Here is a 13,958-nt window from a genome sequence, read left to right on the forward strand (position 1 = left end):
GTGGCAGTCCCCGGAATTGGTCACCGCGACGCAGGGCGCGCTGCTGAAGCTGCGGGCCGCGGGGGTCGATGTCGACGCCGAAGGTGCGGGGGTGGCGATCGCATCGACCGCGACGTTGCCCGGGCTGCGAGGCTCCGAAGAGGTGTTGCGAATCCTGTTGTCGGCGATCGACTCCGGTCATGCGGTGCGCTTTCGCCACCGGGCCTCGCGTAGTGCCGAGCACACCAGCCGCACCGTCGAGCCCTGGGGTGTGGTCACTCACCGCGGCCGCTGGTATCTGGTCGGGCATGACCGCGACCGCGACGACATCCGTACCTTCCGGCTGTCGCGCATCGATGCCGACGTGAGCACCGTCGGGTCGGCCGGTGCGGTGGCCAAGCCCGAGGGGGTCAATCTGCGGGAGATCGTCGCGCGTGCGGTGGCCGAACTTCCCACCGGGGAGCAAGCTCGCGTCTGGATTGCCGGTGGGCGGGCCACCGCGCTGCGTCGTCAGGCCACCGAGATCATGCCGCGCACGTTGGGCGGACGCGCAGGGGAGGAGATCACCGTCGACATCGGGATGTCAGACCGGCTGGCCCGGGAGATCGCGGGTTACGGCGCCGACGCCGTCGCGTTGGAACCCCAGTCGTTACGCGACGACGTGGTGGGGCGGTTGCGGGCGCGGGCGGGCCGCGTATGAGTCAGGTTTCGACCCGGCTGGTCCGGATGCTGAACATGGTCCCGTATTTCCAGGCCAACCCCAGGGTCACGCGTGATGAGGCCGCCGCCGCCCTGGGCGTCACGCGCAAGCAGCTCGACTCCGATCTGGAGCAACTGTGGATGTGCGGGCTTCCCGGTTACAGCCCCGGTGACCTCATCGACTTCGACTTCGAGGGCGACACCGTCGAAGTCACGTTCAGCGCCGGCGTGGACCGCCCGCTACGCCTGACCTCCACGGAGGCCACCGGCGTCCTCATGGCGTTGCGCACCCTGGTCGACGTGCCCGGCATGGTCGATCCGGAGGCGGCGCGCAGCGCCATCGCCAAGATCGAATCGGCCGCGGGCAGTCAACGCGCGCCCGTCGAAGAAACCGTTCCGGAGGAGACCGGTGCGGCCGGGGACGTGCGCGCCGCCGTACGTGACGGACGCGCCGTGACGTTGGAGTACTACTCGGCCTCGCGGGACTCGCTGACCACCCGCACCGTCGACCCGATCCGGGTCGTGCTGATCGGGGAGAACAGCTACCTGGAGGCGTGGTGCCGCACCGCCGAGGCGGTGCGAATGTTCCGGTTCGACCGGATCATGTCCGCCGAGCGGCTGGACGATCCTTCCGACCCGCCCTCACCGGCCGTCCAGGCCGGCACCGACACCTCGCTGTTCGATCCCGACAGCGCCGATCCGTCACTGCCGTCGGCGACCCTGGTGATCGACCGTTCGGCGTCGTGGATGTTCGACTACTACCCGCTGCGGATCGTCAACGAGCTGCCTGACGGGGCCTGCGAAGCGGTGATGACGTATGCCTCGCAGGAATGGATGGCCCGGTTCCTGCTGGGCTTCGGCTCGGCGGTGCGGGTGTTGGCGCCCGAACCACTGGCGCAGCGGGTGCAGGAATCGGCCGCCGCGGCGTTGCACGCTTACGAGACTGCCGACATCCGCGGGTAGACTCGGCACGGACGTCTGGAGGTAACCAAATTGGGTGGTCTACAACCCTGGCACTGGATCATTGTCATCGCGGTGTTCGTGCTGCTTTTCGGTGCCAAGAAGCTGCCGGACGCGGCGCGGTCGCTCGGCAAGTCGATGCGGATCTTCAAGTCCGAGATCAAGGAGATGCAGTCGGATTCGTCGGCCGAGGCGCCACCGGCCAAGCCGATTACCTCCGAGCGTGTCGAGGCGCCGGCGCCTGAGCAGTCCCCGGACCGCCACACGGCCTGACCGGTCCGGTAACCGATCGCGGTCATCGCCCCGCGATGCCGCTTCGCGCCAACCACCAGGCCTCTAAAACACTCCTGTGACCTCCGGATTCATCAAGAAACTCGATCCGCGCCGCCGCCGTTCGCGGGTCAATCCCGACGGCACGATGTCGTTGGTCGATCACCTGCACGAGCTGCGCAACCGGCTGCTCATCTCGGTGGCCGCAGTCCTGGTCACCACCATCTTCGGGTTCCTCTGGTACACCCACGGGATCTTCGGTTTCCACAGCCTCGGCGAATGGCTGCGCGGCCCCTACTGTTCGCTGCCTGATTCAGCCCGCGCGACGATTGCCCCCGACGGGGAGTGCCGGCTGCTGGCGACCGGTCCGTTCGACCAGTTCATGCTGCGCCTCAAGGTGGCGCTGGCCGCGGGTCTGGTGATGGCCTGCCCGGTGTGGCTCTATCAGCTGTGGGCATTCATCACCCCGGGCCTGTACAAGAAGGAACGACGCTTCGCGATGGCGTTCGTCGGCTTCGGCGCCGTGCTGTTCATCGCCGGGGCGGTGCTGGCCTACGTGGTGCTGGCCACGGCGCTGGGCTTCCTGCTGACGGTCGGCAGCGACGTCCAGGTCACCGCGCTGTCCGGCGAGCAATACTTCGGCTTCCTGATCAACCTGCTGCTGGTGTTCGGCATCAGCTTCGAGTTCCCGCTGCTGATCATCATGCTCAACCTGGTGGGAGTGCTCAGCTACGAGCGGCTCAAGGCCTGGCGTCGCGGATTGATCTTCGGCTTGTTCGTGTTCGCGGCGTTCGCCACCCCGGGGTCGGACCCGTTCACCATGCTGGCGTTGGCCTGCACGCTGAGCCTGCTGCTGGAGTTCGCCATCCAGATCGCGAGGTTCAACGACAAGCGCAAGGCTCGGCGCGAGGCGCTGGAGGTACCCGAGGACGAGGCCGCGCCCATCCCGACGGTGGAGCCCGTTCCGAGACCGGACCCGGTTACCGCACCGGACTCGGGGGCATCGCGGATCGACATCGATGACGATGCCACCTGAGTCGGGTGATGCCAACGGCGGTGAACTGACCAGGTTCACCGCCGAATACCCCTTTGCGCTCGACGATTTCCAGCTGCGCGCCTGCCGTGCGCTCGAAGGTGGGCACGGCGTGCTGGTGTGCGCGCCCACCGGTGCGGGCAAGACCGTGGTCGGCGAGTTCGCGGTGCACCTGGCCCTGGCGGCCGGCGGCAAATGTTTCTACACCACCCCGATCAAGGCGCTGAGCAACCAGAAGCACACCGATCTGGTGGCCCGCTACGGTGCCGACAAGATCGGGTTGCTCACCGGTGATCAGTCCATCAACGGCGACGCCGACATCGTGGTGATGACCACCGAAGTGCTGCGCAACATGCTGTACGCGAATTCTCCTGCGTTGCACGGGCTTTCCTACGTCGTGATGGACGAGGTGCACTTCCTGGCCGACCGGATGCGCGGCGCGGTGTGGGAGGAGGTGATCCTGCACCTGCCAGAAGAAGTCCTGTTGGTCAGCCTGTCGGCCACGGTCAGCAACGCCGAGGAGTTCGGCGGCTGGATCCAGACCGTGCGCGGGGACACCACCGTCGTCGTTGATGAGCACCGGCCCGTCCCGTTGTCCCAGCACATGCTCGTCGGCCGGCGGTTGTTCGATCTGTTCGAGGGCACCAACAGTGCGCTCGTCGATCCCGATCTGCTGCGCCACATCCACCACCGGCGCGAAGCCGACCGGCTGGCCGACTGGCAGCCGCGCGGGCGGGGGCGCGGTGGTGGCCGTCCGCAGCTGTACCGGCCGCCGAGCCGGCCTGACGTGATCGCCACCCTCGACGCGGAGGGTCTGCTGCCCGCCATCACCTTCGTGTTCTCCCGGGCCGGCTGTGATGCCGCAGTGCAGCAGTGTCTGCGCGCGCCGTTGCGGCTGACCACCGACGAGGAGCGCGCCCGGATCGCGGCGATCGTCGACCGGCGATGCGCCGACCTGGCCGAATCGGACCTGATCGTTCTGGACTATCACCAGTGGCGCGAAGGTCTGCTGCGCGGATTGGCCGCCCACCACGCCGGCATGCTGCCGGTGTTCCGGCACACCGTCGAGGAGCTGTTCACCGCGGGTCTGGTCAAGGCGGTGTTCGCCACCGAGACCCTGGCGCTGGGCATCAACATGCCGGCCCGCACCGTGGTGCTCGAGCGGCTGGTGAAGTTCAACGGGGAGCAGCATGTGCCGTTGACGCCGGGGGAGTACACCCAGCTGACCGGACGGGCCGGGCGGCGCGGGATCGACGTCGAAGGCCATGCCGTGGTGCTGTGGCGGCCCGACGACAGCAACGCCGAACCCGCCGAAGTGGCCGGCCTGGCCTCGACCCGGACCTTCCCGCTGCGCAGCTCGTTCGCCCCCAGCTACAACATGACCATCAACCTGGTGCAGCAGATGGGGCCCGAGCAGGCCCGCAAGCTGCTGGAGCGATCGTTTGCCCAGTACCAGGCGGACCGATCGGTCGTCGGCCTGGTGCGCGGTATCGCCCGCGGTGAGCGGATGATGGGCGAGCTGGCCGCAGAACTCGGCGGAAAAGACGCACCGATCCTGGACTACGTCCGGCTGCGGTCCAAGATCGGGGAACGCGAGCGGGCGCAGTCGCGGGCCTCACGGCTGCAACGGCGCCAGGCCGCCACCGACGCGCTGGCCGGCTTGCGTCGCGGTGACATCATCACGATCACCCACGGGCGACGCGGCGGATTGGCCGTGGTGCTGGAGCCGGCCGAACGCCACAGTGACGACCCGAGACCACTCGTACTGACCGAACACCGTTGGGCCGGGCGGATTTCGTCGGCCGACTATTCCGGAGCCTCGGCCCCCTTGGGCACGATGACCCTGCCCAAGCGGGTGGAGCACCGTCAGCCGCGGGTGCGGCGAGACCTCGCGTCGGCGCTGCGCTCGGCAGCGGCAGATCTGTCGGTGCCCTCGAAGCGCGCGAGCCGGGGTGCCGGGGCACCGGAACGCGACGTGGATCCCGAACTGGCCGGTCTGCGTGATCAACTGCGCCATCACCCGGCGCACCAGCTACCCGACCGTGAGGCCAAGGCCCGGATCGCCGAACGATTCCTGCGCATCGAACGCGACAACGCCCAGATTCAGCAGAAGGTCAACGCGGCGACGAACTCGTTGGCCCGCACGTTCGACCGGATCGTGGCGCTGCTGAGCGAGCGCGGGTTCATCAGCGCCGACAGCGACGAGTCCGGTCCGAATCTCAAGGTGACCGACGCCGGGCGACTGCTGGCCCGCATCTACAGCGAGAGCGATCTGCTGGTGGCCGAATGCCTGCGCGGTCGGCTGTGGGAAGGCCTGCAACCGGCGGAGCTGGCGGGGGTGCTCTCGGCGGCGCTCTTCGAGTCACGTGGGGACGCCGCAGGCGGCGTGCTCGGAATCGATGTTCCGACCGAAGGATTGCGGCGCGCGCTGGCCAAGACCCGCCGCATGTCGGCGGACCTGCGTGGTGACGAACAACGGCATCGCCTGGCACCGAGCCGCGAACCCGACGAGGGATTCGTCACCGCGGTCTACCGTTGGGCCAACACCGGTGATCTGGCCGTCGCGCTGGAGGCCTCGGATGTGAACGGCTCGGGCACCGCGCTGTCGGCCGGTGATTTCGTACGGTGGTGCCGTCAGGTGCTCGACCTGCTCGACCAGGTGCGCAATTCCGCGCCGACATCAAGCCTGCGCAATACCGCGAAACGCGCTGTCAACGACGTTCGGCGCGGCGTTGTTGCTGTTGATGCGGGGTAGGGTGTTTTGGCGACACCCGAACAGGATCAAGGAGAATCATGAGCGGACCGCAGGGATCTGACCAGGGACAGCAGTGGCCCGGTCAGCAGCCTGAGCCCGGTAAGGACCAGCCTTCGGGTGCCGAGGCCTGGCAGCCGCCGACCCCTGGTTCCGAGGACGCCACGACGCACACACCGGCCTGGCAACCGCCGGCATATACGCCGCAGCAGTACCCGTCGTACCAACCGCCTGCACCGGGTGTCCAGCAGCCGGATTATTCGCAACCGCAACAGCCCCAGCAGCCGCAGTACCCCGGGACCGAGCAGTACGGTCAGCAGGCCTACCCGCCGCCCGGCCAGGCGCCGCAATATCCCCAGATGCCCGGTTATGGGCAACCGCCCCAGTTCGGGCAGCCGGGGCAGCCCCCGCAATACGGGCAGCCGGGACAGTACGGTCAGCCCGGTCAGTACGGCGCCCCCGGCCAGTTCGGGCAGTACGGTGTGCCGGGTTCTGAGGAAGGCTCCAAGCGTTCGCTGGCGATGATCGGCGGTATCGGCGGCGGCCTGGTGGTCCTGTTGCTGGCCATCATCGCGGTGACCGCGTTCTGGCTGCCCGGATGGGCGGTCACCACCAAGCTCGACATCAACAAGGCCCAGAGCGGTGTCGAGCAGATCCTGACCGACAAGACCAATGGCTACGGCGCCACGAAGGTCACCGGCGTCAAGTGCAACGACGGCGAAAACCCCACGGTCAAAAAGGATTCGACGTTCGACTGCGAGGTGACGATCGACGGCACCAAGCGCAAGGTCACGGTCACCTTCAAAGACGACAAGGGCACCTACGAGGTCGGCCGACCCAAGTAGGCGTGTGCCCGGGCCGCCGTTTTCCACCTGAGGGTCGCTGCGCCGCGCTGCGAATGACCCTGCGGTGGAAAACGGTGACGAGGACTGTCAGTGCCCGGGCAGTTGGTCCAGCGCCGCCTGCAACCGGCCGATCGACGAGGTGACCCCGTACGCGGCGGCCAGAGCGGCCACCCGGGCCGGGTCGGCGGCCGCCAGCGGCAGTGCATCGGTGGTGGTCGACAGCTGCACCGGAGCATCGGTGGCCACCCGCACCACCGGCTCGGCTGCGGCAATGTACTCGGCGGCGGCCCGCAGTTTGGTCCGATGTGCTTTGGACAGTGAGGATTTCGGGTCTTCGACGGCTGCCTGGATGCCCTGTAGTGAGCCGTGCCGGGCCAACAGCGTGGCGGCGGTCTTCTCGCCGATACCGGCGACGCCGGGCAGTCCGTCGGACGGGTCGCCGCGCAGCAGCGCCAACTCCGCGTAGGCCGGTCCGGCGCGGTCGATGGGCACCCCATAGATGTCGGCGACCTCGGCCGGCCCGTACTTCGTCGCCTTGGCCAACCCTCGGCCGATGTAGAGGACCCGCACGGTGGGGGCGGGGTCATCGCGGACCAACTGCAGCAGATCGCGATCACCGCTGACCACCACCACCGAGTCCTGCTGTTCGGCCGTGGCCAGCGTGCCCAGCACGTCGTCCGCCTCGAACCCAGCCGCCCCGGCCGTCGCGATACCGAACGCGTCGAGCAATTCCATGATCATGGCCACCTGCGGCGTGAGGTCGTCGGGAACCTCCTCGACATCAGGGGTTCCGTCCGGGCGGGGCTCCTCGACCCGATGTGCCTTGTACGACGGCACCAGGTCGACGCGCCACTGTGGCCGCCAGTCGTCGTCGCGGCACACCACCAACCGTCTTGGCCGTTCCCGGGTCACTAGCGTGGCGATCGAGTCCAGGAACCCGCGCACCGCGTTCACGGGTCGGCCGTCGGGTGCCTTGATCGAGGACGGCACACCGAAGTACGACCGGAACCACATGCTGGCCCCGTCGAGCAGCAGAACAGGGTCGCTCACGACATCCTCCCGAAAACATAGGACGCGGCGGTGACCGCTTTGCCGCCCGCACCTTCGTCGTGCAGGGTGGCCCGAACCGCGACGGTGCCCGCCGCGCCGGAAAGGACCTGGGTGTCGACCCGGAACGGACCGGTCTTGCCCCGGGCCAGGAACATCACGTGCGACGAAAGGCCTTGGAGCGCCTCGGTCTTCGCGGCATCTACGGCACTCTCCATGGCGGCGGTCTCCAGGATCACGAACTGCGGGCCGATGTGCAGCGCGGCGTCGGGGGAGGCCACCTCGACCGCCAACCGCGGCAGGGCCCAGTGCCCGGCTCCATCTCCGTCGTCGCGTTTGTGGCCGCCGAACACCTGCCACAGCGGCGGCAGATCGGGACTGTCGACGACGTCGATCGGATCGACAGGCATCTTCTGCAGGCCCTCGGGCGGAACGCCGATGGACACCCCCTGACCCTCGGTGAGTGCCACCACCCGCGCCGGGTTGTCGGCATCGACGATGACCGAGCGGCTGTAGGCCATCTGCCTGCCCTGCTTGAGCACCTCGGTGTCGACGCGGATGCGCTTGACGTCGCGAGCCGGATCGAGCAGCTGACAGGAATGCACGACCGGGTTCGGTACCGCTTCCAGATCACTGACCCCGCCGCTGTCGGGCGAGGAGATGCCAAGCACAGCCAGCAGCAGCCCGCCGGTCGGATTGCGCATGTCGTGGCGCAGCGTCACGGTGTCGTCGGCCGGGCCCAGGTCCATCGAGGAGTAGGTGCGGCCCAGGTACCGATAGCTCAGCAGGCCACCCCAGCGCTTCTGTAGCTCGGCGGCGTACGCCTGCGGATCGTCGGTGAGATCGCGGATATCACGCAACATTCCAGCGACAGTAGCCGGTGGGCGCCGTGGACCTGGCCGGACACTCGGACAGATACCGCGGCGGTGCAGACGTTAGCCTCGAAACCATGACCGAAAGCCGATTCAGCACCGATGTCTACGCCCACCGGCTCGCCGCCGCCGCGTCAGCCGCAGCCGATGCCAGTTTGGCCGGTCTGGTCATCACGCCGGGCTATGACCTGCGGTACCTGACCGGATCCCGGGCGCAGACCTTCGAGCGGCTGACGGCGCTGGTGTTGCCTGCCGACGGTGATCCCACGATCGTGGTGCCGCGCCTGGAGCTGGCCGCACTGCGCGAGTCGGCGGTCACCGAACTCGGTGTGACAGTTCGTGATTGGGTGGACGGCCAGAACCCGTACCAGATGGTGGTCGACGCACTCGGCGGTCCGGGCCACGCAGTTGCGGTCACCGATGCGATGCCGGCGCTGCACCTGCTGCCGCTCGCCGAACTGCTCGGGGTGGTCCCGGTGCTGGCCACCGATGTGCTGCGGCGCCTGCGGATGATCAAGGACCCGGCCGAGATCGACGCCCTGCGCAAGGCCGGCGCCGCGATCGACCGGGTGCACGCCAGGGTTCCGGAGTTCCTGGTGCCCGGCCGCACCGAGGCCGACGTGGCCGCGGACATCGCTGAAGCGATTGTGGCCGAAGGGCATTCGGAGGTGGCGTTCATCATCGTCGGCTCCGGACCCAACGGTGCCGACCCGCACCACGAATGCTCAGATCGTGAGCTGCGCGCCGGCGACATCGTCGTCGTCGACATCGGCGGACCCTACGAGCCCGGCTACAACTCCGACTCCACGCGCACCTATTCCCTCGGCGAACCGGATCCCGAGGTCGCGCGACGCTACGCGGTGCTGCAGCGGGCCCAGCAGGCCGCGGTGGCGGCGGTGCGGCCGGGAGTGACGGCCGAACAGGTCGACGCGGCCGCCCGCGACGTCCTGGCTGCCGAGGGGCTGGCCGAGGCATTCGTGCACCGCACCGGACACGGCATCGGATTGTCGGTTCACGAAGAGCCCTACATCGTGGCCGGCAATGCTCTGCCGCTCGAAGCGGGGATGGCGTTCAGCGTGGAGCCCGGCGTGTACTTCCCCGGCCAGTGGGGTGCGCGGATCGAAGACATCGTCGTGGTCACCGCCGACGGCGCGGAATCGGTCAACAACCAGCCGCACGATCTCGTCGTGGTGCCGGTGAGCCAGCCGGATTAGTTCTCGCCGCGGTCCAGCAGCTCCGAGGAACCCAGTACGCGCTCGATGCGCACCTCGATCACCACACGGTTGGGATTGACCCGCGGGGTGCGGTACCGCTGGGCGTACCGCAGCTCGGCATCGCGGACCGCGTCCGGCTCGCTGCTCACGGTGGACTTGCCTTCCAGCGACAACCAGCGGGCGCCGTCGACCTGACTGAGTACCGCGATGCCGCGCTCATGCGCGTTCACCGCCTTTTGCGATCCGCCGTTGGTGATCACCCGGGCGATGTGGGTCTTGGGATCGAACGTGAAGCCGACCGCCACCACGTGCGGGGAATTGTCCGAGCGCAGGGTGGTCAGCATTGCCAGATGACGTTCGGTGAGGAACGCCAGCGCCTCGTTGGTGAGCTTGGTGGTCGCCTTGCCACGAGATGTAGCCATCGGGGTCCACGCTAGCGCAGGACATAATCGCTGCCATGGAGGACACGGCAGACACGGCCGGCACGGTTCCCCGTGTCGTGGTGATTTTCGGCGGCCGCAGCGAGATCGGTGTCGAACTGGCCGTCCGGCTCGCCCCCGGCGCGGTCGTCGTGCTGGCGGCCCGGCGCGCCGAACAGCTGGGGGAGCAGGTCGCCGCGGTGCGGGCAGGCGGTGCGGTCGAGGTGCACACCCGCGAGTTCGACGCCGACGACACCGCGGGCCACGCGGGCCTGGTCGAGGCGATCGAAGCCGACCATGGGCCGATCGAGACCGCGGTGCTGGCCTTCGGGGTGCTCGGCGACCAGGACCGGGCCGAGGCCGATTCCGCCCACGCGGTCGCGGTCGTGCACACCGACTACGTAGCCCAGGTCAGCCTGCTGACGGTGCTGGCCCAGCGCATGCGCACCGCCGGCCGGGGTCGGCTGGTGGTGTTCTCCTCGATCGCCGGGGCGCGGGCCCGCCGCGCCAACTACGTTTACGGTTCGGCCAAGGCCGGGCTGGACGCGTTCGCCAGTGGCCTGACCGATGCCCTGCACGGCACCGGGGTGAAGCTGTTGATCGTGCGGCCCGGGTTCGTGATCGGCCGGATGACCGCGGGCATGGAGCCCGCACCCTTCTCCAGCACACCGGCTCAGGTGGCCGACGCCACCGCCACCGCGCTGAACCGCGGTAAACGCGCCGTGTGGGTGCCATGGGTGATCCGGCCGATGATCTTCGTGACGAGGTTTGTGCCGCGGCCGATCTGGCGCAGGATGCCGCGATGATGAGCGCTTGCGCGAAGAACGGAAGGCCTTGATGATCACAGTGGTTGGCATCGGGGCCGACGGGATGGCCGGGTTGTCGCAGACCTCCCGTGACGAGTTGGCGAAAGCCACCGTGGTGTACGGCTCGCCGCGCCAACTGGAGTTGCTCGACGACAGCGTCACGCCGGACCGTCGCGAATGGCCGTCGCCGATGCTGCCCGCCCTGCCGACGCTGTTCGACGGTGACGGAGACGCGCACGTGGTGGCCAGCGGAGATCCGCTGCTGCACGGTATCGGCGCCACACTCATCCGGCTGTTCGGCACCCAGCGGGTCCGGGTGCTGCCCCACGTGTCGAGTGTCACGCTGGCGTGCGCTCGGATGGGCTGGCCGGTACAGGACACCGAGGTGATCAGCCTGGTCACGGCCGCGCCACACACCGCGGTCCGCCGCGGCGGGCGGGCGATCGTGCTGTCGCGTGACGCCGACACCCCCGCCACGCTGGCCCGGCTGTTGAGCGAATCCGGCCGGGGCGATTCGGAATTGGCCGTGCTGCAGCAGTTGGGTGGCCCGGGGGAGCAGCGGCACGACGGCACAGCGCGGGACTGGGCGACGACACCGCCGGCCGGAATCGACGACCTCAACGTGATCGCGGTGGCCTACCTTCCCGAAGGGCGACGGGCCCACGCGCTTCCCGACGACGCGTTTGCCCACGACGGCCAGCTGACCAAGCAACACATCCGGGCCGTCACCCTGGCGGCTCTCGGACCCCGGCCCGGGGAATTGCTGTGGGATGTCGGCTCGGGCTCGGGCAGCATCGCGATCGAATGGTCGCGCAGCGCACCGGGTTGCGCGGCGGTGGCATTCGAACGTGACGAACAGCGCCGCGAGCGGATTCTCGGTAATGTCACGGCCTTCGGGGTCCGGGTGGACGTGCGCGGCGGTGCGCCAGAGTCGCTCGACGGTGCCCCCGATCCTGACGTGATCTTCATCGGCGGCGGTGTCACCCAGCCCGGCGTGCTGCAGGCCTGTTTCGATCGCTTGCCCTCCGGTGGTCGGCTGGTGGTCAACGCGGTCACTCTGGAATCGGAAGCGGTTGTTGCGCAGTGGTATTCGAAGGAAGGTGGCGAGGTGCGGCGTTATCAGCACTATCACGGCGGTGCGGTCGGCGGGTTCACCGGCTGGCGCCCGGCGCTGCCGGTGACCCAGTGGGCGGTGGTCAAGCCGTGACGGTGTACTTCATCGGTGCCGGCCCGGGTGCCGCCGACCTCATCACCGTGCGCGGTGCCCGCATCCTGGGCAGCTGCCCGGTGTGCCTGTACGCCGGGTCGATCATGCCCGACGACCTGCTGGCGCTGTGCCCGCCCGACGCCAAGGTCGTCGACACCGGGCCGCTGAACCTGGACCAGATCATCGACGAGGTGGTGGCCGCCGATCGCGCGGGTGTGGATGTGGCCCGGCTGCATTCCGGCGATCCGTCGATCTACAGTGCACTGGCCGAGCAGTGTCGCCGCCTTGACGCGCTCGGCGTCGAATACGAAATCGTGCCCGGTGTACCGGCATTCGCTGCTGTGGCTGCCGCGCTGGGCCGAGAGCTCACCGTTCCGGGGGTGGCCCAGACCGTGACCTTGAGCCGGGTGGCGACGCTGTCCACGGCGATGCCCGAAGGTGAGGACCTGCGTACCCTGTCGGCACCGGGAGCCACGTTGGTGCTGCATCTGGCCGCCGCCCAGATCGACAACATCGTCCCGCAGCTCACCGACGGCGGATACCGTCCCGAAACACCCTGTGCCGTGGTGGCCTTCGCCAGCTGGCCGCAGGAGATCGTGCTGCGCGGCACGCTCGCCGACATCGCCGAGAAGATGCATGCCGCCAAGGTGACCAAGACCGCGGTGATCGTGGTGGGCGATGTGCTTGCCGCCGAGGGGTTTTCCGACAGCTACCTGTACTCGTCGGGGCGCCGTCGCGGGGCGACCCACTGATGAAAGTGCTGCTGCTCGGCGGAACCGGTGAGGCGCGTGCCCTGGCCGCGGCCCTGCATCCAGAGGTCGAGGTGATCAGCTCGCTGGCCGGGCGGGTTCCGGATCCGGCGCTTCCGGTGGGGCCGGTGCGCATCGGCGGTTTCGGCGGCATCGACGGCCTGCGCCGCTGGCTCGTCGACGAACACGTCGACGCCGTCGTGGACGCCACCCATCCCTTCGCCGCGACGATCACCGCCAACGCGGCACAGGTGTGCGCCGAACTCGGGGTGCCGCATCTGGTCCTGGCCCGGCCGGCCTGGGCGCCAGGATCGGCGATCGTCGTGGGATCGGACACCGAAGCCGCCGAAACCGTGACGGGCAACGGCTATTCACGGGTCTTTCTCACGACCGGCAGATCCGGCACCCGGGCGTTCAAGGGCGTCGACGCGTGGTTTCTGATCCGGGCCGTCACCGCGCCGGACATTGACACCCTGCCCACCGACCATCAGCTGCTGCTGTCACGCGGTCCGTACGACTACGACGGTGAGCTGGCTCTGTTGCGCGAGCACCGGATCGACGCGCTGGTGACCAAGAACAGCGGGGGCGCCATGACCGAGCCCAAGCTGCGGGCGGCCGAGGCGGCGGGGGTTCCGGTGGTGATGGTGGACCGCCCGCCGCTACCGCCGGGTGTTCAGACGGTGGCCACGGTTGAGGACGCGGTGGACTGGGTCCGGGATGGACTCGACGTTTCGTGATCCGTCGGTGACGCGGGCCGTCAAGTGGGTGCACCATGTGTGTGCCGATCGTTTATGACCTCACGCGGCGCGGTCCCATCAATTAGACGGGTTTGCGATGTGCCCGCCTGTTAGCGACAATCGAGCGACAATCGCCACATGAGAACCAGAGGCACCGTTCGTCACGCACCCAATGTTTACTCATGTCACTGAAGTACCCAAAAGCCCCTTACACCACGGATTTTGGGCTGTCCACCTGTCAGCGACAGAGTCGCTGACAGGTGGACACTGGGCAGATGATGCCTATGCGGCCTGTGGTGCTGGAGTGCCAAAAACCATGAGCGACAATGGGTTTAGTGAGGTAAATGGTGACCAGCTCGAGATACTCGT

Annotated in this window: 14 protein-coding genes; 11 read left to right on the top strand and 3 right to left on the bottom strand. The window is 68.4% G+C overall.

The features are described 5' to 3' along the window. From A5699_RS15790 to A5699_RS15815, 6 genes are all read left to right on the top strand, one after another. Nucleotides 1-679, top strand: a 679-nt coding sequence (locus A5699_RS15790) for a YafY family protein (protein WP_067770850.1), incomplete at its 5' end; no start/stop codon positions are given. Beyond that, the gene (locus A5699_RS15795; protein WP_067770856.1) at nt 676-1,641 is read left to right on the top strand and encodes a YafY family protein; all 966 of its coding nucleotides are present in this window, start codon (nt 676-678) and stop codon (nt 1,639-1,641) included. The genes A5699_RS15790 and A5699_RS15795, both read left to right, overlap by 4 nt. Nucleotides 1,642-1,671: 30 nt before the next feature. Continuing rightward, nucleotides 1,672-1,911, top strand: a complete 240-nt coding sequence (gene tatA, locus A5699_RS15800; protein WP_067770857.1) for a Sec-independent protein translocase subunit TatA — start codon at nt 1,672-1,674, stop codon at nt 1,909-1,911. Between the two features lie 76 nt (nt 1,912-1,987). Next, the gene (tatC, locus tag A5699_RS15805) at nt 1,988-2,944 is read left to right on the top strand and encodes a twin-arginine translocase subunit TatC (protein ID WP_067770858.1); all 957 of its coding nucleotides are present in this window, start codon (nt 1,988-1,990) and stop codon (nt 2,942-2,944) included. After that, nucleotides 2,928-5,696, top strand: a complete 2,769-nt coding sequence (locus tag A5699_RS15810) for an RNA helicase (protein ID WP_067770859.1) — start codon at nt 2,928-2,930, stop codon at nt 5,694-5,696. The genes tatC and A5699_RS15810 overlap by 17 nt, the downstream gene beginning before the upstream one ends. Nucleotides 5,697-5,734: 38 nt before the next feature. After that, nucleotides 5,735-6,538: a DUF4333 domain-containing protein gene (locus A5699_RS15815; RefSeq protein ID WP_067770860.1), complete on the top strand. Its 804-nt coding sequence runs from the start codon at nt 5,735-5,737 to the stop codon at nt 6,536-6,538. Nucleotides 6,539-6,625: 87 nt separating this feature from the next. On the opposite strand, the gene A5699_RS15820 is transcribed toward A5699_RS15815, so the two are convergent. Together A5699_RS15820 and A5699_RS15825 are read right to left on the bottom strand one after the other, a co-directional pair. Further along, nucleotides 6,626-7,588: a 5'-3' exonuclease gene (locus A5699_RS15820; protein WP_067770862.1), complete on the bottom strand. Its 963-nt coding sequence runs from the start codon at nt 7,586-7,588 to the stop codon at nt 6,626-6,628. Next, nucleotides 7,585-8,448, bottom strand: coding sequence for a hypothetical protein (locus tag A5699_RS15825; protein ID WP_067770864.1), 864 nt, complete (start codon nt 8,446-8,448; stop codon nt 7,585-7,587). The genes A5699_RS15820 and A5699_RS15825 overlap by 4 nt, the downstream gene beginning before the upstream one ends. A gap of 86 nt (nt 8,449-8,534) precedes the next feature. On the opposite strand from A5699_RS15825, the gene A5699_RS15830 reads away from it, so the two are divergent. Next, on the top strand, nt 8,535-9,671 hold the full coding sequence (locus A5699_RS15830; RefSeq protein WP_067770865.1) for a Xaa-Pro peptidase family protein: 1,137 nt from the start codon (nt 8,535-8,537) through the stop codon (nt 9,669-9,671). On the opposite strand, the gene A5699_RS15835 is transcribed toward A5699_RS15830, so the two are convergent. After that, nucleotides 9,668-10,093 (bottom strand): F420-dependent biliverdin reductase, encoded by a 426-nt coding sequence (locus tag A5699_RS15835; RefSeq protein WP_067770866.1) that lies wholly within the window; start codon nt 10,091-10,093, stop codon nt 9,668-9,670. The genes A5699_RS15830 and A5699_RS15835 overlap by 4 nt on opposite strands. A gap of 35 nt (nt 10,094-10,128) precedes the next feature. On the opposite strand from A5699_RS15835, the gene A5699_RS15840 reads away from it, so the two are divergent. The 4 genes from A5699_RS15840 to A5699_RS15855 are packed head-to-tail and all read left to right on the top strand — an operon-like array spanning nt 10,129 to nt 13,589. Then, entirely contained in the window at nt 10,129-10,896 is a 768-nt protein-coding gene (locus tag A5699_RS15840; protein ID WP_067770867.1) for an SDR family NAD(P)-dependent oxidoreductase, read from the top strand. A 31-nt stretch (nt 10,897-10,927) separates the two neighbouring features. Next, nucleotides 10,928-12,103 (top strand): bifunctional cobalt-precorrin-7 (C(5))-methyltransferase/cobalt-precorrin-6B (C(15))-methyltransferase, encoded by a 1,176-nt coding sequence (locus tag A5699_RS15845; RefSeq protein ID WP_067770875.1) that lies wholly within the window; start codon nt 10,928-10,930, stop codon nt 12,101-12,103. Further along, entirely contained in the window at nt 12,100-12,855 is a 756-nt protein-coding gene (cobM, locus tag A5699_RS15850) for a precorrin-4 C(11)-methyltransferase (RefSeq protein ID WP_067770873.1), read from the top strand. Before A5699_RS15845 ends, cobM begins: the two co-directional genes overlap by 4 nt. Further along, the gene (locus A5699_RS15855) at nt 12,855-13,589 is read left to right on the top strand and encodes a cobalt-precorrin-6A reductase (protein ID WP_067770871.1); all 735 of its coding nucleotides are present in this window, start codon (nt 12,855-12,857) and stop codon (nt 13,587-13,589) included. The genes cobM and A5699_RS15855 overlap by 1 nt, the downstream gene beginning before the upstream one ends. Nucleotides 13,590-13,958 lie beyond the last annotated feature (369 nt).

This window comes from Mycobacterium sp. E802 (assembly GCF_001666875.1).
Classification (GTDB): Bacteria; Actinomycetota; Actinomycetes; order Mycobacteriales; family Mycobacteriaceae; genus Mycobacterium.